18 protein-coding genes are annotated in these 23,359 nt (G+C 42.8%); 3 read left to right on the top strand and 15 right to left on the bottom strand.

Going from position 1 to position 23,359, the window contains the following annotated elements:
- Positions 1-272 precede the first annotated feature (272 nt).
- The 9 genes from G327_RS0119935 to cysD form a co-directional block, all read right to left on the bottom strand.
- On the bottom strand, positions 273-878 hold the full coding sequence (locus G327_RS0119935) for a UbiX family flavin prenyltransferase (RefSeq protein ID WP_019616575.1): 606 nt from the start codon (positions 876-878) through the stop codon (positions 273-275).
- A gap of 2 nt (positions 879-880) precedes the next feature.
- Positions 881-2,227: a UDP-N-acetylmuramate:L-alanyl-gamma-D-glutamyl-meso-diaminopimelate ligase gene (gene mpl / locus G327_RS0119930; protein ID WP_019616574.1), complete on the bottom strand. Its 1,347-nt coding sequence runs from the start codon at positions 2,225-2,227 to the stop codon at positions 881-883.
- Positions 2,228-2,357: 130 nt separating this feature from the next.
- Positions 2,358-3,275: a manganese-dependent inorganic pyrophosphatase gene (locus G327_RS0119925; RefSeq protein ID WP_019616573.1), complete on the bottom strand. Its 918-nt coding sequence runs from the start codon at positions 3,273-3,275 to the stop codon at positions 2,358-2,360.
- Positions 3,276-3,352: 77 nt separating this feature from the next.
- On the bottom strand, positions 3,353-3,694 hold the full coding sequence (locus tag G327_RS0119920) for a hypothetical protein (RefSeq protein ID WP_019616572.1): 342 nt from the start codon (positions 3,692-3,694) through the stop codon (positions 3,353-3,355).
- A 25-nt stretch (positions 3,695-3,719) separates the two neighbouring features.
- Positions 3,720-4,502: a 3'(2'),5'-bisphosphate nucleotidase CysQ gene (cysQ, locus tag G327_RS0119915; RefSeq protein ID WP_019616571.1), complete on the bottom strand. Its 783-nt coding sequence runs from the start codon at positions 4,500-4,502 to the stop codon at positions 3,720-3,722.
- Entirely contained in the window at positions 4,495-5,115 is a 621-nt protein-coding gene (gene cysC, locus G327_RS0119910; protein WP_019616570.1) for an adenylyl-sulfate kinase, read from the bottom strand. Before cysC ends, cysQ begins: the two co-directional genes overlap by 8 nt.
- Positions 5,116-5,140: 25 nt before the next feature.
- Positions 5,141-6,865, bottom strand: a complete 1,725-nt coding sequence (locus G327_RS0119905; protein ID WP_019616569.1) for an SLC13 family permease — start codon at positions 6,863-6,865, stop codon at positions 5,141-5,143.
- 10 nt (positions 6,866-6,875) lie between these two features.
- Positions 6,876-8,312: a sulfate adenylyltransferase subunit CysN gene (gene cysN / locus G327_RS0119900; RefSeq protein WP_019616568.1), complete on the bottom strand. Its 1,437-nt coding sequence runs from the start codon at positions 8,310-8,312 to the stop codon at positions 6,876-6,878.
- A 53-nt stretch (positions 8,313-8,365) separates the two neighbouring features.
- A complete protein-coding gene (gene cysD / locus G327_RS0119895; protein ID WP_019616567.1) occupies positions 8,366-9,274 on the bottom strand; it encodes a sulfate adenylyltransferase subunit CysD in 909 nt (302 codons plus the stop codon).
- Positions 9,275-9,540: 266 nt separating this feature from the next.
- Here cysD and G327_RS0119890 point away from each other — a divergent pair, with 266 nt between their 5' ends.
- The 3 genes from G327_RS0119890 to G327_RS0119880 all read left to right on the top strand — a co-directional run bounded on the left by G327_RS0119890 (position 9,541) and on the right by G327_RS0119880 (position 13,226).
- Positions 9,541-10,680 carry a sugar diacid recognition domain-containing protein gene (locus G327_RS0119890; protein ID WP_026339460.1) on the top strand — a complete coding sequence of 380 codons (1,140 nt, stop codon included), beginning with the start codon at positions 9,541-9,543 and terminating at the stop codon, positions 10,678-10,680.
- 132 nt (positions 10,681-10,812) lie between these two features.
- Positions 10,813-12,078, top strand: a complete 1,266-nt coding sequence (locus tag G327_RS0119885) for a GntP family permease (protein ID WP_019616565.1) — start codon at positions 10,813-10,815, stop codon at positions 12,076-12,078.
- Positions 12,079-12,089: 11 nt separating this feature from the next.
- Positions 12,090-13,226, top strand: a complete 1,137-nt coding sequence (locus G327_RS0119880) for a glycerate kinase (protein WP_019616564.1) — start codon at positions 12,090-12,092, stop codon at positions 13,224-13,226.
- A gap of 40 nt (positions 13,227-13,266) precedes the next feature.
- On the opposite strand, the gene G327_RS26640 is transcribed toward G327_RS0119880, so the two are convergent.
- The 6 genes from G327_RS26640 to G327_RS27415 form a co-directional block, all read right to left on the bottom strand.
- Complete coding sequence (locus tag G327_RS26640; RefSeq protein ID WP_425413799.1) at positions 13,267-13,404, bottom strand: class I SAM-dependent methyltransferase; 138 nt, start codon at positions 13,402-13,404, stop codon at positions 13,267-13,269.
- Between the two features lie 51 nt (positions 13,405-13,455).
- On the bottom strand, positions 13,456-13,605 hold the full coding sequence (locus G327_RS26635) for a class I SAM-dependent methyltransferase (protein ID WP_019616563.1): 150 nt from the start codon (positions 13,603-13,605) through the stop codon (positions 13,456-13,458).
- Positions 13,606-14,367, bottom strand: a complete 762-nt coding sequence (locus G327_RS0119870) for a class I SAM-dependent methyltransferase (protein ID WP_019616562.1) — start codon at positions 14,365-14,367, stop codon at positions 13,606-13,608.
- Positions 14,367-17,588 (bottom strand): EAL domain-containing protein, encoded by a 3,222-nt coding sequence (locus tag G327_RS0119865; protein WP_157601208.1) that lies wholly within the window; start codon positions 17,586-17,588, stop codon positions 14,367-14,369. The genes G327_RS0119870 and G327_RS0119865 overlap by 1 nt, the downstream gene beginning before the upstream one ends.
- 161 nt (positions 17,589-17,749) lie before the next feature.
- Entirely contained in the window at positions 17,750-22,309 is a 4,560-nt protein-coding gene (locus tag G327_RS0119860; protein ID WP_019616560.1) for an ATP-binding protein, read from the bottom strand.
- Between the two features lie 237 nt (positions 22,310-22,546).
- Positions 22,547-23,272: a malic enzyme-like NAD(P)-binding protein gene (locus G327_RS27415; protein WP_245542711.1), complete on the bottom strand. Its 726-nt coding sequence runs from the start codon at positions 23,270-23,272 to the stop codon at positions 22,547-22,549.
- Between the last annotated feature and the right edge of the window lie 87 nt (positions 23,273-23,359).

Here is a 23,359-nt window from a genome sequence, read left to right as displayed (position 1 = left end):
TATTGATGTTGCCTTACAAGTAAGGTCTTTGATTTTTTGAAATCACATCAACAATGAATGTCCACACAGATTGTTTGATTAAATTGTTAAAGAGCAAATCCTCTAAAGGATTTTACAAACATGTGGCTGACGCCCCGTGTCTGTGGGGTCGCATTATAGGGATTGCTCGAACATTGGCAAGCGTTTTATGAACATAAAGTTACGCTTTATTAAAACGTTTATATTTACGTTCACAAAACAAGCAATTATTAGTATTTAATGATTAAAACAGACTATTCACACCATCTTTTGCCGATATTATGTGAAACCTTTAAATGATCCATCAACCGAGCAACCATAAAGTCCTGTAAATCTGTGATTGTCTGCGGCTGGTGATAAAAACCCGGTGCCAGCGGCATTACTGTTACGCCTAATTCAGATAAAGTCAGCATGTTGCGCAGATGAATCGTCGAGAAGGGTGTTTCTCTCGGCATCACGATTAACTGACCGCGCTCTTTTAATACCACGTCAGCAGATCTTTCAATTAAGTTATTTGATAAGCCCTGAGCAATAGACGCTAATGTTCCGCAGCTGCACGGGCAGATAATCATCTTATCCGGTGCAGATGACCCGGAAGCAACCGGTGAGAACCAGTCTTTAGCTGTTAATGCGACAATCTGTTTCTCTTTTGTACGATATCGATTGTGCAGAAAAGCATTTAAGTCACTTACCTTTTCAGGCCAGTCTTCATTTTCCTCAGTCTTTAAAACGATTTTTGCAGCATCAGAAAGTAACAGATAGATCTGCATATCAGCTTCAACTAATGCTTTTAATAAGCGCAGAAAATATCCACTGCCTGAAGCACCGGTTACCGCTAATGTTACTTTGCTTTTAAACATATTCATGCCTGTAGTTTTTCGAGTAGTTTATGGTGAATATTACCAAAACCCCCGTTACTCATTATTAATACATGATCATTAGGCTGTGCTTTGTCTACTAACTTACGACACAGCATGTCGATACTATCCGAAATATCAACCGCTTTTCCCTGCTCGTCAAACAACTCCTGTATCGACCAGCTCATATTTTCACTTTCAAAACAATACACACTATCCGCTTCGGCCAACGCATTAACTACTGCTTCTTTATGGATACCTAACTTCATGGTATTGGATCTTGGCTCTAATACAGCGATGATTTTCTCATTACCCACTTTTGCACGTAAACCAGCCAGCGTGGTTTTAATCGCAGTAGGATGATGGGCGAAATCATCGTAAACAGTAATATTATTAACTTTACCTTTAACTTCCATACGGCGTTTAATGCTTTTAAATTCAGCTAACGCTTCAATCGCGATTTCCGGTGTTACGCCGACATGGCGAGCAGCAGCAATAGCACCGAGCGCATTATCAACATTATGGTCACCCATTAAATGCCAGTTTACCTGACCCTGTTTTTCCTGATTCAGGAATACTTCAAACAGCGTACCGTCTTGTTTAACTTTCTGACATGACCAGTTTTCACCAAGGTATTCAACCTCACTCCAACAGCCCATATGCTTAACGGACATTAACGCCTCATCCTGATTCGGCAGTATAATGCGCCCGCTGCCCGGAATCGTTCTTACCAGATGATGAAACTGTTTTTTAATCGCGTTAAGGTCATCAAAAATATCGGCATGATCAAATTCAAGATTATTTAATACCAAGGTGCGCGGGTGGTAATGCACAAACTTAGAACGTTTATCAAAAAAAGCACTGTCATATTCATCTGCTTCTATTACAAAAAACGGCGTTTCACCTAATCTTGCTGACAGACCGAAGTTTTCCGGAACACCGCCGATTAAAAAACCAGGTTTCATATGGGCATATTCTAAAATCCAGGCCAGCATGCTTGATGTCGAGGTTTTTCCATGTGTACCGGCAACCGCCAGAACCCAGCGGTCTTTTAATACATGCTCTAATAACCACTGCGGACCAGAGGTGTAAGGAATTTGTTTATCTAAAACGGCCTCGACACACGGGTTGCCGCGGCTCATTGCATTACCGATCACCACCAGATCCGGCTTACAGTCTAACTGCCCGGGATCAAAGCCTTGAATAAGTTCTATCCCCTGCTCTTCGAGCTGTGTACTCATCGGCGGATAAACATTTTTATCTGAGCCAGTTACTTTATAACCTAACGATTTAGCGAGAATAGCAACACCGCCCATAAAAGTGCCGCAGATGCCGAGAATATGAATATGCATAAAACCTCAATAGCGAAGAAGAGAAAAATTAATATAAGGAAGAAACTTATTACAGAACAATAAAAAAGGCGAACATATTTTCAATGCTCGCCTTTATAATTAATTGTTCTTTTAACTGAAGTTTTACATATTAAGCTTCAAAAGCTTCCTGTAAGAACGGGATGATCTGTTTTTTACGGCTTACTACACCCGGCAGTTCAAATGCATGCTCAACGACACTGCTGTTTAATGCTGCCGCTACTTTATCGGCATCTTTACTAACAATCAGTGCAGTAGTATCTAACTTATTAATATCAGTCAATAATACGATTGTTGAATGGTAACCATTTTCTGCCTGCAGGTGGCCCATCTCAGCCAATAACTCAGTTTTTTTACTGAATGCTGTTTCAAGAGATGTCAGCTCTAATTGACCAATAGCTAATTTATCACCGGCCATTTCAAATACTTTCTGATCACGTAATACAAGCTCAGAAGCGGCGACATGTTTGATATCTGATTTCGCATCAAACTGTGCATCAGCAAAAGCTTCTAAATCTGCAACACCGGCAATTTCAGCCAGCTCTTTAGCTGCTATTTTGTCGATATCAGTAGTCGTCGGGCCTTTGAAGTTAACCGTATCAGAGATAATCGCGCCCATCATCATTTTTGCAACCGGCGCATCTGGGGTCTGATTATGGAATTTATACATGTTATAAACGATTGTTGCACTGCAGCCTACAGGCCAGATCCAGCACTCAAGAGGTTCTGATGTAGTGATATCACCCAGTTTGTGATGATCTACAATACCGCGGATTTTTGCTTGTTTCATATCTGCAGTACCCTGGTTCCAGTCAGAGTAATCAACAATGAAAATCTCTTCGCCGGCAACAGAAGTACGGATTTCCGGTTCAGGTAGACCTGACTGTTCAAGCAGGAATAATGCTTCCGGGTTCGGTTCACCTTGTAAAACAGGTGTTGCTTCTTTACCTAGTTTATTAAATAAGCTAGCAAGTCCGATAGCTGAACATAAGCTATCACAATCTGGGTTTTGGTGTCCTAGTACAATCATTTTTCTTTCCAATTTGCAGTTGATTCATTGCGTGCAGAATAACCGATCTAGCTAAAAGAATTAAGTCTAAAAGGGAATTATTCGCTTCTGTGGCTTAGTTTTTTTACTTCCTGCTCAGAAAGCTGTCGATAACGCTGATGCTCCAAGTCTTCATACCCTTTAAAATAACGCCCGTCCGCACATCGATAAATAAGATAATGATTTCTTAATAAACCACAACCAGGGGCAAGACGATATGACCAGGCTTCATTATTACGATTTCTTTCATCTTCCCGCTCTTTATACTCTTCTGCCCTTTGACGTTTTTGATCAAAAAGATCATTACGGATAAGCGAATCACTTTTTTCGATAGTTACCTTGCCTGCATTCACAGAAAAAGATAATAAAACAGACAGACCGATTAATCTTGGCAGCAGCATAAAACTCTCCTAATTAAACTCAGGTTCAGAGAGCCTTAACCTCAAAATAGGGATTGAGCAGACTCTCTTTCTGGTTATAGCGTAAAGCCTGACCGTCTAAATTACAAACAACTGCACCGGCTTTTTCAGCAACACAATGACCCGCACCGGTATCCCATTCCATTGTCGGGCCTAAACGCGGATAAATATTCGCAGAGCCTTCTGCAATTAAGCAGAACTTTAATGAGCTGCCGACCGCAACCATCTCATGCTTACCAAGCTTTTGTAGATATTCAGCCAGATCCGGGCTTGGGTGTGAACGACTTCCGACCACTTTTAGAGTGTCAGTTGGTTTCTCCACCTGCAGGCGAATATTGGCTTTTTCTGCCGTGGTTAAATAAGCATGCTGTTTATCGGTAAAATATAACTTACCTAATACCGGAGCATAAACAACAGCCAAAGCCGGACGCCCTTCTTCAATCAGGGCAATATTAACAGTGAACTCACCGTTTCTATTGATAAATTCTTTGGTTCCGTCGAGAGGATCTACTAACCAGAACTGCTTCCAGGTCTGACGCACAGACCAGTCTATATCTGCATCTTCTTCAGATAAGACTGGAATATCAGGGGTTAATTCTGCAAGTCCAGCAGCAATAATCTGATGGGCGGCTAAGTCAGCTTCAGTTAACGGCGAACTATCCGCTTTAATGTGAATATCAAAATCACGCTGATAAATATCTAAAATTTTCTCACCGGCAGTGCGTGCAATTTTACAAATCCCTTCCACAACCGACTGTTCATCAAAAGTAATAATTTCTATTTTAGACATAACCATTTTCTCTTAAGTAATTAATAATGATATTTACCGCTTCCGATAAAGGCTGGTCACCATTTTCAACACGAATTTCAGCAGACTCCGGTGCTTCATAAACACTATCAATACCCGTGAAATTTTTGATCTCTCCTGCACGGGCTTTTTTATATAAACCTTTTGGATCACGCTGTTCGCAAATTGCCAGCGGTGTATCCACAAAAACTTCAATAAACTCAGCTTGCGGCAATAATTCACGCACTTGATCACGATCGATCCGGTGTGGAGAGATAAATGCCGTTAATACAATCAATCCTGCATCAGCCATTAATTTAGCCACTTCACCAATACGGCGGATATTTTCTTTACGATCCGCATCACTAAAAGTCAGGCCTTTGCATAATCCCATGCGTACATTATCACCATCAAGCAGATAGGTATGTGCGCCGAGCTCAAATAAAGCCTGCTCAACTGCACCGGCGACAGTTGATTTACCAGAGCCGCTTAAACCGGTGAACCAAAGTACACAGGGTCTCTGTTTTTTCTGTTCACTGCGCTGTTTTTTATCAACTGCATGTTCGTGCCAGACGATATTCTCATTGTTCTTTATAACTGCATTATCAATAGACATAACAAGACTCTAAAATTTAAAAAAACTAAAAAGGGAACAACTGCGGAATCGTAAACAATACCACCGCGGAATAGATAATGGACATAGGAATGCCCATTTTCAGGTAATCTTTAAATTCATAATCTCCTGCACTGTAAACCATTAAATTTGTCTGATAACCATAGGGGGAAATAAAACTAGCGCTAGAGCCGAAAATCACCGCCATGATGAACGGCATAATACTGACGTCATAAGCCAACGCCAGACTGTAGGCAATCGGGAATGCTAATGCGGCGGCCGCATTATTGGTAATCAACTCAGTTAACAGCAGCGTCACTAGATAAATGGCAATAAATGCCCCTAATACACCAAAACCATTTAACTGCAGCTGCAAATAACGACCTAAAACATCAGCCAAACCTGTACTGGTCATAAGATGCGCTAATGACAGCGCAGCCCCGACAATCGCCCAGATCTCCAAGGGAAAACGACGACGTACTTCAGTCCAGCTCAAAGCGCCCATCAATAATGACACTACGAGTAAAATCAGTAAGCCTTTAAATAGAGGCACCAGATTGAAAACAGCTAACAGCACCACAGTTAAAAAACCTAAAATCACCCCACAACTGCGGGTGATATCTAGGCGGGTGCTGGCATCAACACCGCTTATTACCACAAAATTACGGGTTAAATTTTTATTTTTCTCAAAACTTTTTCCGGGAGCAAGCAATAAAGTATCACCTTCACGCAGTTCTACTTTACCCAGCCCGCCTTCAAGCGGGGTATGACCTCGACGAATGGCCACTACTACAGCATCAAAATTTTCTCGGAAGCGGCATTCTTTAAGGGTTTTTCCGGTAATACCTGCTGATGGGCTTATAATGACTTCGACTAAATTCTGCCCGTTTAACTGATGTTCAGCAAACAAGTCTAAACCTTGAAAGTCCTGCAGTACACCAACACTGTTAACATCACCGCAGAACATTAAGCGGTCTTTTTCTCGAATAATCTCATTGGGACAGACCGGACATATTTTTTCTCCCTCCCGCACAATTTCAGCCAGATACAGCTGCTGTAAATTACGCAGATTATTTTCAGAAACACTCACATCGATCAGTGGTGAATCGACATTTACTTTCGCTTCTAAAAAATAGCTTGCCTGATCGCTGTTATTATCCTGACGATCCGGTAAAAGACGGCTGAAAGTCAGCAGTACAAATACACCGGCAGCAAGACCTGCCAGCCCTACTAGGGAAAACTCAAAAAAACCCAGAGCGGGTAAACCTTTCTCAATAACAAAACTGTTTACAATCAAGTTCGTTGAAGTACCCACCAGCGTTAATGTACCGCCGCAGATAGCGGCATAAGAAAGCGGGATCAGCAGTTTTGACGGTGCATGCTGATTATTACGCTTAACAGCGCTGATCAGGGAAGCCACCACCGCGGTATTATTCATGAATGAGGAAAGAAAAGCCGTTGATATACTTAACTTTAAAATAACTTGTGTGTAACTGCCTTTAGAAAAACAGTGACTAATTAGAGCAATTAAACGGGTTTTTTCTAGTGCGCCGGAAATCATCATCAACAACACCAAAGTTAATAATGATTCATTGGCAAAATTTTTCATCAGTTCAGGCACCTCTATTAAGCCGCCGAGATAGCAGATTAATAATGCGCCGACAAAAAGTAATGCAGGTTTTATTTTAGTGGTGATTAATAACACCACTAAAGCCAGCAAAATTGTTAAAACAAGCCCCTGAACTGATGTCATTATCCTACACCTACTTTTTAGCTAACTGGTTTAGATCCAGTGCCTGCCAGTGCGGAAAATGCTGACGTACCAGCTGATTGAATGCTAATTCAAACTCACTGTATTCATGTTTTACCTGCACTTCTGACAAAACTTCGGTGATCATACCCGCACCAATCGTCACGTTAGTGAGGCGGTCAATAATAATAAAGCTGCCCGTTGCCATGACTTCTTTATAAAGGTCAAAAACCACTTTTTCAGTTAACAGTACTTCACAGGAGGCAATTTCATTTAAAGCCAGCGAATCTGCGGGTGATTTTTCCAGCGTATTAACATCAACTTTAAAATCAATAGCTTCAATTGAGCCGGTAGTTTTCTTGGCGGCGACTTTAATATCATACTGCTGACCTGGTTTAAGCTTATCTTCACCCATCCAGACAATATCGGCTTTGAAACGGTTACTCAGCTGTGCCGGGCTTGAAGAGACTGCTAACAGATCCCCACGGCTGACATCAATTTCATCATTCAAAGTTAAAGTAATCGCCTGATCTGCAAAAGCCTGATCCAGCTCGCCGTCAAAGGTTACCAGTGATTTCACCGTTGAGCTTTTACCTGAAGGCATTGATATCACGCTGTCGCCCACTTTTACCGTACCGGCGGCAATGGTACCGCTGAAACCTCGGAAGTCTAAATTGGGGCGGTTAACATACTGCACAGGTAAGCGGAACGGCTGCTCTCGATTAGCGGCTTTAATCGGAGCACTTTCTAAAATCGATAATAACGAACCGTCAGTATACCAGGGCGTAAATTCACTTTCATTTACGACATTGTCGCCGTTTAAAGCAGAAAGCGGCACAAAATCAATTAAACGATCATCCGTGCCGTTTTCCAGTCCCCGTGCAAATTCTAAATAACTTTCTTTGATTTCTTCATAACGGGCCTGCGAGAAATCCACCAGATCCATTTTATTTACAGCAACCACAAAATGTTTAATGCCCAGCAATGAAGCAATAAAGCTATGACGTTTAGTCTGTGTTAATACACCGTAACGCGCATCGATTAAGATAACCGCCAGATTACAGGTTGAAGCACCCGTTGCCATATTACGAGTGTACTGTTCATGTCCAGGGGTATCTGCAATAATAAATTTACGTTTTTCCGTTGAGAAATAACGGTATGCAACATCAATGGTAATGCCCTGCTCACGCTCAGCCGCTAAGCCGTCCACTAACAGTGCTAAATCAACACTATTACCTGTAGTACCTGACTTCTGACTGTCAGAGTGAAGCGACGCTAACTGATCTTCATAAATCTGGTGAGAGTCATGTAATAAACGACCGATTAAGGTACTCTTACCGTCATCCACACTGCCGCAGGTTAACAGGCGCAATAGGCTTTTATGCTGCTGGTCAGTCAGGTACTGTTCAATACCTTTATCTTTTATTTCTGCTGAAATTACTGAATTCATTTTATTTACCTTAAAATTTAACTGTTCAAAAAAAGTTGAGGTTTTTATTCCCTTTAAAAATAACCTTCACGCTTTTTAAGCTCCATCGAAGCAGCCTGATCTGAATCGATTAACCGTCCTTCCCGCTCACTGGTTGTTGCAATCAGCATCTCTTCAATAATTTCCGGTAAGGTTTCAGCATCAGAGTTGATAGCCCCGGTTAACGGGTAACAGCCTAATGTTCTAAAACGTACTTTTTCCTGCTTAATTTTTTCGCCCGGCTGAAGCTCAAAACGATCATCATCAACCATAATTTTTACCCCGTCACGTTCAACAACCGGGCGCACTTTGGCAAAATAAAGCGGCACAATATCGATATTTTCCTGATAGATGTACTGCCAGATATCCAGCTCAGTCCAGTTAGAAAGTGGAAATACACGAATACTCTCCCCCTGATTTACCTGACCGTTGTAGGTATTCCACAGTTCCGGGCGCTGACTTTTCGGCTCCCAGCGGTGGTTTTTATCTCGAAAAGAGTAAACACGTTCTTTAGCACGGGATTTTTCTTCATCACGACGCGCCCCGCCGAAAGCCGCATCAAATTTCCATTTATTTAATGCCTGCTTCAACCCCTGAGTTTTCATAATATCGGTATGCGTTGAGCTGCCGTGAACAAAAGGGTTAATATTCATTGCCAGACCGTCTGGGTTTTTATGCACCAACAGATCAAAACCATATTTCTCAGCCATATGATCACGGAACGCAATCATCTCTTTGAATTTCCAGTTTGTATCAACATGCATTAATGGGAAGGGAATTTTGCCCGGATAAAAAGCTTTACGCGCAAGGTGTAACATAACAGCGGAATCCTTGCCCACTGAATACATCATAACCGGGTTGTCAAATTCAGCCGCAACTTCACGGATAATATGAATACTTTCAGCCTCTAACTGTTGTAAGTGAGTTAACCTTTCTGAGCTCATTTGTTTCTCCATTAAGCAATGTGCCTTGATTAGGGTTAAAACTATAGAGGTCTGCTTATAACAAGAGAAATACCTAAAAGAGATTTTTTATACAGAAAAGGAATAACAAAAAGTTAACAAAGCCGCCGTAAGGCTTATTTGCAGACCAGCCGGTATTTTAAACGAGCTGCAAAAATTTATAATAAAGTCGTAGCTCCCCTGTACCCGAGACCGTTAATATGGTCAATATCAGCATACTTCCAGCTCTACTGCCGAGATAACATAAAATGCAATTAACAAACTCCATCGCGAAACAGATTGTAAAGCGAAGCATGAAAATCATTAAACACTCTGTCAATGTCATCAATGAACACGGCATTATTATCGGATCCGGCGATCCTTCGCGTATCGGCTGCCGCCATGAAGGCGCTGTACTGGCAATTAATGAAAACCGCATTGTTGAGATAGACAAAGCAACCGCAAAACAGCTGCGCGGGGTAAAACCAGGTATTAATCTGCCGGTTATTTTCCAGCATAAGGTGATCGGTGTCGTTGGTATCTCCGGTGATCCTGCGCAAGTGCGCAATTATGGTGAACTGGTCAAAATGACCGCCGAGCTGATTATTGAGCAGTCAGCATTAACTACCCAGTTTCAATGGAACAAACGTCACCGCGAAGAACTGGTGCTGCAGCTGATTCAAGGAACACAGTTAAATGAAGCGCAGCTTGAATCAATTGCAGAAAGATTAGATTTAGATCTTTCTCAGCCCCGCATTGCGGCCGTTGTCAAGGTTGACTCTTTTAGCGGTGAGCACCTGTCGCTTGAGCACCTGCAGAAATTAGTTGAACTGCTTGAATACCCGGAACGCGACAACCTTGTGGCCATTGCCTCCGTGTCCATGAATGAGGTAGTGGTATTAAAACCAATAACGTTCAATGAGAACGGCTGGTCCCGGCAGTTAGAAGAAAAGCGTATTAAGCAGTTAATGCAGCGCATTGACAGCGAAGGAACATTTACCATACGTATTGCGCTGGGCTGCTATTTCCCGACACTGCAGGGTTTAGCTAAATCATTCAAAACCGCTAAAGCGACCATGGAGTCGGCAGTCGGTAGAGGTAATGTTTTATTTTATCAGGATAATATTCTGCCGGTTTTGTTTCACGGATTAAAACAGGATGCCTGGCGCTGCGAACAGTTATGCCAGCCTGTTGCCCGGTTAAAGAAAAATGACAGCAAGGGAATACTGCTTAAAACCCTGACCGTATTTTTTAAGCAGAACTGTGACATAGCGCAAACCTGTAAAACACTGTATATACATAGAAACACTCTGCGCTATCGCTTTGATAAAATACAACTTGAAACAGGTTTAGATATCAACAAGATAGATGAAAAAACCCGGCTTTATCTGGCAGTTATAAATCAGTAAAAACGCCCAAAAAACTGTGCAGACGCACAATTTAAGCACTCTAAATCTCCCATAATCTGTTCAACTGTCTAAAGATTATTGGGCAGTATTATCGTAATTTACGCTCCGAATAAATAATTAACGGAGCCACAGATGATAGAAGTATCCACACTCGGGGCACTGGCAGCACTTATTGTTGCTATTTACCTGATATTAAAACAAGTACCGCCGGCATACGGCATGATTATCGGCGCCTTAGTGGGCGGCCTTATCGGCGGTGTATCGCTAACTGAAACGATCACCCTGATGATCGGCGGCGCGCAGGGGATTGTCACCGCTGTTCTGCGGATTCTAGCGGCCGGGGTATTAGCAGGTGTGCTGATCGAATCCGGGGCGGCCACTTCTATCGCAGAGACTATCATCAAAAAAGTGGGGGAAACCAGAGCGCTTCTGGCTCTTGCTATTGCCACTATGATATTAACCGCTGTTGGTGTTTTTGTTGATGTTGCAGTTATTACCGTTGCGCCTATTGCTTTAGCTATTGCGCGCCGTGCAGATCTTTCCAAAATGGCTATCTTATTAGCCATGGTCGGCGGCGGTAAAGCGGGTAATGTCATGTCACCCAACCCCAATGCCATTGCAGCCGCCGACGCATTTAATGTACCGCTGACCTCAGTGATGGCGGCCGGTATTATTCCAGGTTTATGCGGCATGACACTGGCTTACTTTATTGCTAAAAAGCTGGTTAATAAAGGCACAAAAGTTCAAGCCCATGAAGTACACGCGGTTGATCATTCCAGTCTGCCGAACTTCGGCCCTGCCATTGTTGCGCCGCTAGTGGCAATTTCACTGCTGGCACTTCGCCCTATTGCGGGTATTAATGTTGATCCCCTTATTGCCCTGCCCTTAGGCGGACTGCTGGGTGCGGTTGTAATGGGTCGTTTTCGTGATGTAAACCGCTTTGCCGTTTTAGGTTTAAGCCGTATGGCGCCCGTTGCTGTTATGCTCCTTGGTACTGGTACCTTAGCCGGCATTATCGCCAATTCGGGTTTGAAATCCGGGTTAATCGACATACTAACCGCATCCGGTCTACCCTCTTACCTGCTTGCGCCTATTTCCGGATCTATGATGGCCTTAGCAACAGCCTCCACCACAGCAGGTACGGCTGTGGCCGCCAGCGTCTTCAGTCATACCATTCTTGAGTTAGGTGTTCCTGCACTTGCCGGCGCGGCAATGATTCATGCCGGTGCAACTGTACTGGATCATATGCCTCACGGCAGTTTCTTCCACGCCACCGGCGGTGCTGTTCACATGGATATTAAAGAGCGTCTAAAGCTTGTTCCCTATGAATCAGCTGTTGGTCTTATGATTGCAGTGGTTTCAACCCTTATCTTCGGTGTATTCGGCCTATTTGTTTAAAGGAAATTATTATGAAAATTATTATCGCTCCCGATTCATATAAAGAAAGCTTAACAGCAATGCAGGCGGCTTGTGCTATTGAAGCAGGTTTTAAACAAGTTATGCCGCAGGCTGAGTTTCATAAATTACCTATGGCTGACGGTGGTGAAGGCACAGTACAGTCATTAGTTGACGCCAGCGGCGGCGGCATTAACAACTGTGCGGTAAGCGGTCCGCTTGGTCAGCCAGTTGAAGCATTTTACGGTCTAATGGGCGACGGAAAAACAGCTGTTATCGAAATGGCGGCCGCATCAGGATTACATTTAGTCACTCCTGAGCAGCGCAACCCGCTACTCACCACCACCTACGGCACAGGTGAACTGATCAAAGCGGCCTTAGATAAAGGTATCGAGCATATTATTGTCGGTATCGGCGGCAGCGCCACTAATGACGGCGGCATTGGTATGGCTCAAGCTTTAGGTATAAAAATGCTCGATTCACAAGGCCGGGAACTTAGCTACGGGGGCGGCTCTCTAGATAAACTGACCAGTATTGATATGTCAGGCCTGGATCCGCGTCTGGCACAGGTAACATTAGAGGTTGCCTGCGATGTTGATAACCCGTTATGCGGCCCCAAAGGCGCTTCTCATATATTCGGACCGCAGAAAGGCGCCGCTCCGGAAATGGTTGAACTACTGGATAAAAATCTCGCTCATTACGCTGATATCATTAAAGAACAACTCGGCCGGGATATAAAAGACACACCTGGAGCAGGTGCGGCCGGAGGAATGGGAGCTGCACTATTAGGCCTGCTTGATGCAGAGCTGCGTCCGGGCATTGAGATAGTTATGGATGCTGTTAACTTAAGGGAAGTGATTGCGGATGCTGATTTAGTGATTACAGGCGAAGGCCGTATTGACAGTCAGACCATTCATGGAAAAACACCTATCGGCGTAGCTCGAGCTGCCAAAGAGCATAATATTCCGGTTATCGGTATTGCAGGATCTTTGTCGACTGACTGTGGTGTTGTCCATGAGCATGGTCTTGACAGTGTATTCAGCGTTGTTCCCGGTGCAGTCTCTCTCGAACAAGCCTTTCGTGATGCAGCTGTTAATGTTGAAATGACCGCACGCAATATCGCAGCATTATTAATGCTTAAACTGAAATAGTATTTATCAAAAAGCCTGCATCTCTGCAGGCCTTTATTTTTCAACTTGTTTCACAATCAGATTTTAGTCTGCGGTATCGCCTGTTTAACATAAACATCAAACGATTTTGCTTAGTTTTTATGCTCATGCTTGGTTTTTTGTCACTTAAAAACGGAGCGTAATCCGGGCGCTTAACCACCACACGGTATCTTTGCAGAGCATTTTCAACTAAACACAATCAGCTTTTAGTCTACGGTATCGCCTGTTTAACATAAACATCAAAACGATTTTGCTTAGTTTTTATGCTCATGCTTGGTTTTTTATCACTTAAAAACGGAGCGTAATCCGGACGCTTAACCACCACACGGTATCTTTGCAGAGCATTTTCAACTAAACACAATCAGCTTTTAGTCTGCGGTATCGCCTGTTTAACATAAACATCAAAACGATTTTTCTTAGTTTTTATGCTCATGCTTGGTTTTTTATCACTTAAAAACGGAGCGTAATCCGGGCGCTTAACCACCACACGATAGCGTGCCGCATTTAACGCAACTTCCAGCAGATCATCGGCATCAAGATCCGCCCCCACGACGCCCTGAAAAACACGCATCTCTTTTTTTACTAAAGCAGACTTCTTTTTATGCGGAAACATAGGGTCTAGGTAAACAACATCGGTCTGATGAGACTTAAGATACTCATAACCTGAACCAAAATGTAGACGCATGCGCTGCTGCATCCACTCACCTATTTCAAAATTTAAATAGGCCCGCTCTAAACCGTCAGCCAGTAAAGCAGCAGCCACAGGTGAACGCTCAACCATAGAGACGCAGCAGCCTAACGAAGCTAAAACAAATGCATCGCGGCCAAGTCCTGCTGTTGCATCTATCACTTCAATCTGTACACCGGCTTTCAAGCCGACAGCCTTGGCAATTGCCTGGCCTTTTCCACCGCCGAACTTTCGCCGGTGAGCCGCTGCACCGGAGACAAAATCAACAAAAACCAGCCCTTGTTTAGGGTCGTCTTTCTGCTCAAGTGCCAGATACTCAGGTAAAAGGTGTAATTGAAAGTTATCACTGCTGGTGCTTAAAAACCCCCACTTCTCACGTAATAATTTTGCTTTAGCACTTAACGCGGAGTCATTACAAATTAATGGAATATCCACTACAGTTCACCCTCTGTCATAGTATTTGATAATAGCGCCATCATATCAATCGGTACCGGTTTGCCAAGGTGATATCCCTGCGCATAATCCACGCCGATCTCTTTTAATTTATCGATAATTACTTCATCCTCAACATATTCTGCAATCGTCTTTTTACCAAACAAATGGCTCAATTCATTAATAGTGCGCACAATACCAAAATCATGCTCATCATTGGCCATATCTTTTACAAATACACCGTCAATTTTTAAATAATCAACATTTAACTGTTTTAAATAACCAAATGAAGATAAACCTGTACCAAAATCATCCAGTGCTAATTTACAGCCCAGTTTTTTTAGTGCCTGAATAAGTTTAGAGGCATGACTAAAATTACCGATAGCAACAGTTTCAGTTATTTCAAAACACAGTTTTTCCAACGGCAGTGAGCAGTTAATCAGTATTTCCACAAGATCGTCAATAAATTTCGGATCGCCGATCGACTGTCCGGATAAATTTATTGAACACATATTTAATCTCAGCACATGTTCAGGGTGATTACGTAACCAGGATAATGTTTTAGTAATAATGATCATGTCTATTTTATCAGCAAGGTTATAAATTTCAGCGACAGGAATAAACTTATCAGGCGGCGCTAAGCAGCCGTGTTCATCGATCATACGCGTTAAAATTTCATAATGCAGGTAGTCATCATCACCGTCGACCGGTTTAATTAACTGTGCATACAGACAAAAACGGGCTTCATCACGCAGCGCGTCCTGTACTTTATTAACCCAGACAACCTCTTCACGACGCAGCTCTTCCTGCTTATCTTCTTCATAGATATGAATGCGGTTACGTCCGGACTGCTTAGCGGTATAACAGGCACTGTCCACACAGCTCAGTGCGTGCACCCCGCCGCGTCCCGAGTTCGTTAACTGCGCTAAACCAATGCTAAGCCCGAGAGTGAAATGATGCTCATCCCAGATGAAACAATGCTTACTGACCGCATTGATAATACGCAGCGCAGTTTTTTCAGCCTCCGGCAGCTCAGTATGAGGCATGATAACCGCAAATTCATCGCCGCCTAAGCGGGCAACAAGGGAGTTAGTTGAAACATTTTCGGTTAACAAATTCGCGATCTGACGTAACACCTCATCACCAGCCTGGTGTCCACAGGTATCATTGATAATTTTAAATTTATCCATATCTAGATACATTAGACTATAAGGGGCGCCCTGATAGGAGAGTTCTTTTAAAGACTTATCCAATTCACTTTCAAAAAACAGACGGTTTTTAAGGCCGGTCAGATAATCATGCGAGGCACGGTAGGATAATTCTTTAGAAAGTTCGTAACGCTCGGTAATATTTTCACAAACGAGGAAGTACTGATCATGTTCGGCTATTTTTCTGACCCGTTCATTAATCCACACTTTCCTCCCTGTTTTAGTTAAATACGAAATCTCCCGGGATAAAAGCATACCGCAGCTGTTACTGCAGTGCTCCAGATACTCCTTAAGATCCGTGATATTTACCAGCTGTGCATAAAGTGTCACGATATTTCGGCCGATCAGTTCACCGTCCTCGTAACCTAATAAGTTACACCCATATTTATTACAGGTTAATATCAGCCCCTGAGCATTGAGCATCAGCAGCATTGACGGGCTTTCATCTAATAATAAGTTTGAGCGTTTATTGGCTTTCCTAATTTCTTCTTCAGCGCTTTTTATTTCACTGATATCACGAGCCTCAACGACAATTTCGGATATTTCATTATTATACTGAGGATTTCTCAGCGCCTGGAGAGCTATGTCAAAGCAGTATGTTTTTTCTTGTTTATCAATAAGAGCGCATTCAAAACGGGCCTCACTGCCCGTGCGCGCAATGCCTATTCCTGATTTAATTCTCTTCTGGCTGTCCGGGTTACCTTTCCACCAGGGGGTTTCCCAAAGCGCGGCATCTTTAACTTGAGACAGCTCCTTATCAATAAAGGCTAAGGCCGTCTGATTTACTTTTTTAACATTACCCAGCAGATCCAGAATAAAAACATAATCGCAGGAAATATTAAAAAGATGATCAATACGTTTATTTCTCTCCGTAAGCAGCGCTTCCTGGCGTTTCAGCTGTAGTATTTTCCACCACTGAAGCAGAGAAAAAAGAATAACTAATAAACCAATCACAAGTGCAAAGATAAATGTAGCGGTAATAGGCTGCTGGTCCACCGGTTCGTTTAATATTAGACTGGCACTGGGTATATCCGTTTTTTTAATATTCCAGCGGAGCATCTCCGGGTACTGAAACAGGTACTGTTCAGTAACATTAACTTCGACGGGTAACGCTTCAATAGGTACTCCCCGCAGCAGTTCCAAGACTTTAGCTGCCGCCGATTTTCCCTGATTAAAACCGCTGATCACCAGCCCGCCTAAAACACCGAGCTGCAGATCATGTTTCTTGAGCACAAACAACGGTGCCTTTGATACGCCGACAATTGACTTCAGGATGCGCCCGCGGTTTACAAACAGACCGTTGCGATCTCTGGAAAAATCATCAAAGATTAAAACCGCATTTTCCGGGAGCTTACTGATTTTCTGTTTCAGTGAAACTTCGGTTTCATCATTAAAAGTAATGACATTCTGGGTCAGCTGCTGAGAAAATTTAGCAATTTTTTTATTAATGACTTTGCTTTCACGCGAGTTGCCCGTCACGATATAAACAGAATGCGCTTCCGGAAACAGAGATAATGATAGTAAAACAGTACCGAGAATATTTTCAGATTCAATAACCCCGGATATTTTATGGGTGAAGTTAAGCAGTGATTTTTTATTACGTTTAATACCGGTAAATATAATGGGTGCATCTGCAAACAAGCGCTCCGCATAACGCTGCACCAGCTTCAGGGCATTATCGCCGCTGACAATAACCGCATCAAAATCTCGTGATGCAAATTTTCGTGAAAAATAATCAACTGACAGCGCTAATTCCTTCTCATTCAGCACTTGATAACTGTCTAAGTAAGAAACATACAGAGAAATATTTTCATCTTCAAACTGCGCCTCTATACCGTCTTGAATATGGCGAGTCCATTGATTACCCTGGTAGCCGGAATGTAAGACGAGTACCTCAGAGGCAGCCGCAGACAGACTTGTTGAACAGGTCAGTAAAAAGCAGAGTAATAACGCAGCCCTGATATAACGGGAATAATAGAAGTTAAACAAATCAGATTCATCCATGAAGTCAGCCAATACTCTTCCCAGTATAATGTTTTTTTGATAAACAGACAGACTGACAACTTGAAAATGCGGATAAAAAACATAGCTTTGCTGCCGGGATCTGCTGCGGCACTAATAATAATGATATAAAAAAAGCCAGTCGGATGACTGGCTTTCTGATCAAACAGTGTTTCTTATAAAGGCGTTATGATATAGAGCAGATCGCCACTGGATACCTGCTGCCCGTTAGCGTTAATAATACGCTCCACACGGAACTTAGTATCAGCGTCATAAAGAACGGCATCCTGACGGTTAAAGCCTGCTAGTGTCAATGGAGAGAACATTTTCATAGCTTCCATCAGACCAAGCGTCTGTTCAACCGTAACAATATCGCCTTCAAGAACGAAGTCCGGCTCTGCCGGCGAAGAAGCACGGTAGAAAATACCAGCACTCTGTGCCAGCACTTTCAGCTCATTACTGCCGTCAACCTGGATAGAAACTTCACTGCCGCCTGATGAGGCAGAGGCTTCCATTTCATCAATCATCACCTGCTGATCAAGATCAGCCATAAACTTAGGCAGATAAGTTGTATCATAAACACCGTTTAAGAATGTTTCATCTTTTAAGATACGCTGCAGCAGAGGAATATTAGTCGCAATACCTTTAATAACTACATTATCTAAGAAATCCAGCAGTTTCTTAACAGTATCATTACGATCTTTACCTGTGCAGATAAACTGTGCAATCAGACTGTCGTAATAAGGAGAAACCTCTTTACCTTCGGAAACCATAGAGATAACTTCAACATCATCCTGCTCAGGAATCTTACATTCAACCACTTTACCCGGATGAGGGACTAACTGCATAATGCCGTTACCGTCAAGCGCTGCTTTCTCCGCTGTTACACGTACTTCAATTGCGTAACCTTTTTTCTGCGGTTTCAGGTCAGCGATGCTCTTACCCGATGCAATATCATACTGTGCGCTTACGATATCAATACACGATGTTGCTTCTGTGACCGGGTGCTCTACCTGTAGACGAGTATTCATTTCCATAAAGTAGATAGCATCTGCATCCAGGTCATAAATAAACTCAACGGTACCGGCGCCCATATAATCAACAGCATCAGCTAATGCAGCAGTATGCTGAAGCGCTAGCGCTTCAAGTTTAGCCGGCAGCATTGTTGATGCTGACTCTTCAACAACCTTCTGGTTGTTACGCTGTACAGAACAGTCTCGAATACCCAGCACTTTAGTATTACAGTGTTTATCACGTAATAACTGTACTTCGATATGACGCAGTGAAGTAATGTATTTCTCAAGGTACAGATCACCGTTACCAAAAGCATTACGCGCTTCAGCTGATACCTGATTAAAGCCGGCAAACATATTCTCAGCTTTTTCAATAACTAAGATACCTTTACCGCCACCGCCGTTAACCGCTTTAAGCAGAACCGGGTAACCGATAGTATTAGCAATATCTAACGCCTGCTCAGCACCAGTTAAGATACCGTGACTTCCCGGCACAACGGGTACGCCGTTATCCTGAGCCGTTTTGATTGCATTAGATTTATTACCCATGGTCAGCATACTGTTCATGCTTGGACCAACAAAGTTGATATCATGGCTGACGCATAAATCGGCAAAATGCGGACTTTCAGATAAGAAACCGATACCCGGGTGAAGTGCATCAACTTCTTCATATTCAGCCACTTTTAATACTGATCCGGCATTCAGGTAACTTTCATCAGAAGTATTACCGCCTAAACACACCAGCTTATCACCTTTACCCAGCATATCTGCAGGTACCGATGTCATGTCCGGATCCGAAGCCACTAAGACAACGTTAATATCATTATCCTGCGCTTTGCGGATTAATTTAACCGCAGTACAGCCACGCGCATGAACCAGCACTTTTTTCACTGGTGTCATTAACTCACGAGGATCTGCTGTTGAGAAAGCATCACCGCCGATACCGCAAACAGGCACAAAACCAGTTAATGCACGCTGAATAGTCTCTTCAACAGTGATCACCGGCATCGGCATATTTTCATCAATATCACGCAGCTTATCGTTAAGGTCATCGGAGAACGGGTTGATCACCAGACCATCCATAGCACCGGAAACGCGTGATAAGTAGTTTGATAATGTCGCTGTTGACGGCAGGTAAGCAGGTACAACCATTTGGCCGGCAAACGGCATATTAGTACCTGACAGGTAATAAGTCTGCACCATTGGATGTGTCACAAAGCTAGCCTGTGCACCACCAGTACAGTCACCGTAACCAAACATAATAACCGGCAGGTCATTATCACGGATGAAACGGGTAATACGGTCATTTACTACAGCCATTGAGAATAGTGCAGAGGCACCTTCTTTAGTCTGCATACCACCGGAACTGATAAATGCCACAACTGGTAAGTGTTTTTCTGCACATTCAACCAGCAGCGCACAGAATTTTTCTGCACTTGCCATATCAAAGGCACCCGCCTGGAATGACAGGTTAGAAACCGCCACACCTACTTCCTGCGTTTCACCACTTTCTAATTTAAAACCACCCACGCCAGTCACTAAACCGCAAGGCTTAACTTTTTTATCCAGTGCATCTTCAACAGATAAGCGGAAACCAGGGAACTCAAGCAGGTTAGCTGTCATCAAGTCAGATTTAGATTCTTTAAAGTCAGTAAAGAACTTATCTAAAATGGCTTCGTAAGAGTTGTTCTTCTTGTTCTTTTCTGCACGCAAAACAGCTTGAATCAGCAGGTCCTGATAACCCATAGTCAAACGGTTCCAGAAATCTTTACGACGACCGATACGTACCGGGTTAATCGCACCGTTATATTGAGATGCGTCTTCACGGCTGTTGTAATAAGCAGGTAATATTTTTTCAAACAAGTAAGTTAAAATAACAAACAAACTTGAGTTCATCTGCGGCGCACCGATACTCTTCCACTCTTCAACTTTTGCTAAAACCTCACCACGTTCACTTTGATCGGTGAAATAATGCAGCCAGGCATTAAAGGTTACTTTCAGCTGTTCGTAGTCATCGTCACTTACTTTGCTTAAAGCACCTTTTAATGAACTGCGTACCAGAGAAGAAACAGATTCACGAGACAGCTCTTTAGTTGCCATCGCTTCTTTGGCGATAGAAGCAAGGTTGCCCATTGTATTATCATATAAGGAATTAAATACCAGCATATGACGACAATGCACAATGAAACACTCACGCGTTTCTTTGTGGGTTACAACATCAATTGTTGTTAAGTCTGACAGTTCAGGCCATGAATCAGTAACCGGTACATTCACTTCATCTTCAAGATGCGTAATTAATGCGCGGAAGTTATTTTCAGCACTGCTTTTCCAGCGGTTATATAAAGACCAGGTCAAGTTAATCAGTAACGCACTACGTGCATTATCGTAATTTTCCTGAGGCTCACCTAAAATAAGCTTAGTGAACATATTACGCTCAAGGCTTTTATCTTCACGTTTTGCTAAAAATGATTTCCAGTTTTTATTAAGCGTATCGTCATAAATCAGCTTGTCAGGATTATTTAACCAGCTTACGAATACTTGTTTACGATCTGCTTCAACACGTGCTTTAAGGTCACCTTCAGGTGTCGTCAGTTTTGATAAACGGCCGTACTCACCTTTCTGGATCGCTTTAATACGAGAGCGTAAAGTAAGGTAACGCATGTAACGATAAGTAGTACCAAATGCATTATTATGCACGGTCGGGTTTTTCGCGATAAGGTGCGCATTTTCTGATGCATTTTCAACAGCGACCAGCTTGCTTGACGGTTCTAAGTAACGCGCCAGACTACGGTTGTAGTGTTCTAATATGTCCGGGTATTTACGCACAAAATCAACCGAAGTCGACTCGATAGATAAAATACTTGAAATAACGGCTTTCTGCAGATTGTGCTGACGCTCATCCTGATCCACAGGAGAGTAATCAACGATACCGTCAATACAGCCCATTTCGTATAACTCTTCTGGAGATACACCAACAGACTGCGCACATTCCTGCCATGACAGGTTATATTTACGCGCAATGCTCTGTAGTCCTTTCGGCTGGATAGTATTAAAAATACCGTCACGAACAGAAAGCAGAATATTTGCAGTTGCCAGCGGGATAGCACCGCCTGAGTAACCGACACCAACAACAATACCAACCGTAGGTACGTCAACATTGGCACTTTCAGTGATCATTTGTGAAATACTGTGTGCCTGATTCTGACTGTTTGCTTCTTCGCCGGCATCTGCTCCCGGAGTATCGATAAGGTATACAATAGGTAGTGACAGATCGGCAAATTTACGGATCGCTTTACTTGCTGCTAAATGGTGTTCAGGCATCCATGCGCCGTTGTTTGAACTACGCTCTTGAGCAATGATGCCGATACGACGGGTATAGCCGCCAAAATCCAGTTCCATTTCAGCACTGTAAAATGCGCCGTTTAACTGTTCAGTGACAACTTTACCATTAAATCCTGAGATAATACTTTTTGCCCCTGGGCGTTTATTATCTTCAGCAGGCTGCACAGTACGTGCAATATAAGCATCAACATCTAACTTTTGGATCGTAGCCAGGTTTGATTGAATACGTTCACGATCAATCAAGCCTTCTAAACGATCAGTATTTGATGGTAATGAATTATCCGGAAATAGTGAGAAGTCTTTTGCGATATGCTCAGCATGAAGAAATAATGGATCAGCAATATTATTTGCTTCAAATTGAGAAGAAGGTTTCCCTGGCATACAATACCCTTACAAAATAGTGATAGAAAAAAATATTTGATAAAACGCGCTAATTTACAACTTATTAACCTATGATTCCACTATTGATTTTAATATCCAAGGAAAACACCCGTTAATAACTCGTGTTCTGTGAACTATAAACGTATTATCAAATCTATAAATAAAAAAAACTCCGCTGTTTTCAAATGAATAGCGGAGCTTCTGAAACAACCTAAGTAATTTTAATTAAGTTATTTTTTATGCCGTGTAATTATCCGGCAGATCAATCTGAGCAGCACCGGTGGCAACCGCAGCACGAGCAACAGCTCCGGCGACATGTTTAAGCAGACGAGGATCCATAGGTTTAGGAATAATATAACCTTTTCCAAAAATTAAAGATTCAGCGCCGCTGGCCTTAAGTACAGATTCAGGTACCGGCAGCTTAGCGATTTCACGTATCGCATGAACAGCAGCAACTTTCATCGCATCATTAATTTCAGCTGCACGCACATCTAATGCACCGCGGAAAATAAACGGGAAACAAAGTACATTGTTAACTTGATTAGGATAGTCACTGCGTCCAGTGGCAATAATCAGATCATCACGAACAGAATGTGCTAATTCAGGTTTAATTTCCGGGTCTGGATTTGAACATGCAAAAATAATTGGATTCGACGCCATTAATTCTACATCTTGTGCAGATAAAACATTCGGGCCGGATACACCAACAAAGACATCTGCTTTGGTGACCACATCCAGTCGCGTACGCTGGTCAGTATTATTAGCAAAACGCTGCTTATATTCATTGATATCACCACGGCGAGTATGAATGACACCTTTACGATCCAGCATATAAATCTTTTCACGTAATGCGCCGCATTTAATCAACAGTTTCATACAGGCAATGGCGGCGGCACCTGCGCCCATACAGACAATTTTAGCTTCTTCTATTTTTTTCCCCTGAATATCCAGCGCATTAATCATGCCGGCAGCGGTTACAATAGCAGTACCGTGTTGATCAACATGAAAGATAGGAATACTGCAGCGCAGTTTTAATGCCTTTTCAATTTC

The sequence above is a fragment of the Psychromonas ossibalaenae ATCC BAA-1528 genome, from assembly GCF_000381745.1.
Taxonomy (GTDB): Bacteria; Pseudomonadota; Gammaproteobacteria; order Enterobacterales; family Psychromonadaceae; genus Psychromonas; species Psychromonas ossibalaenae.
Note: the sequence above shows the minus strand (reverse complement) of the source record. Positions and strands in the feature narration are given on the sequence as shown.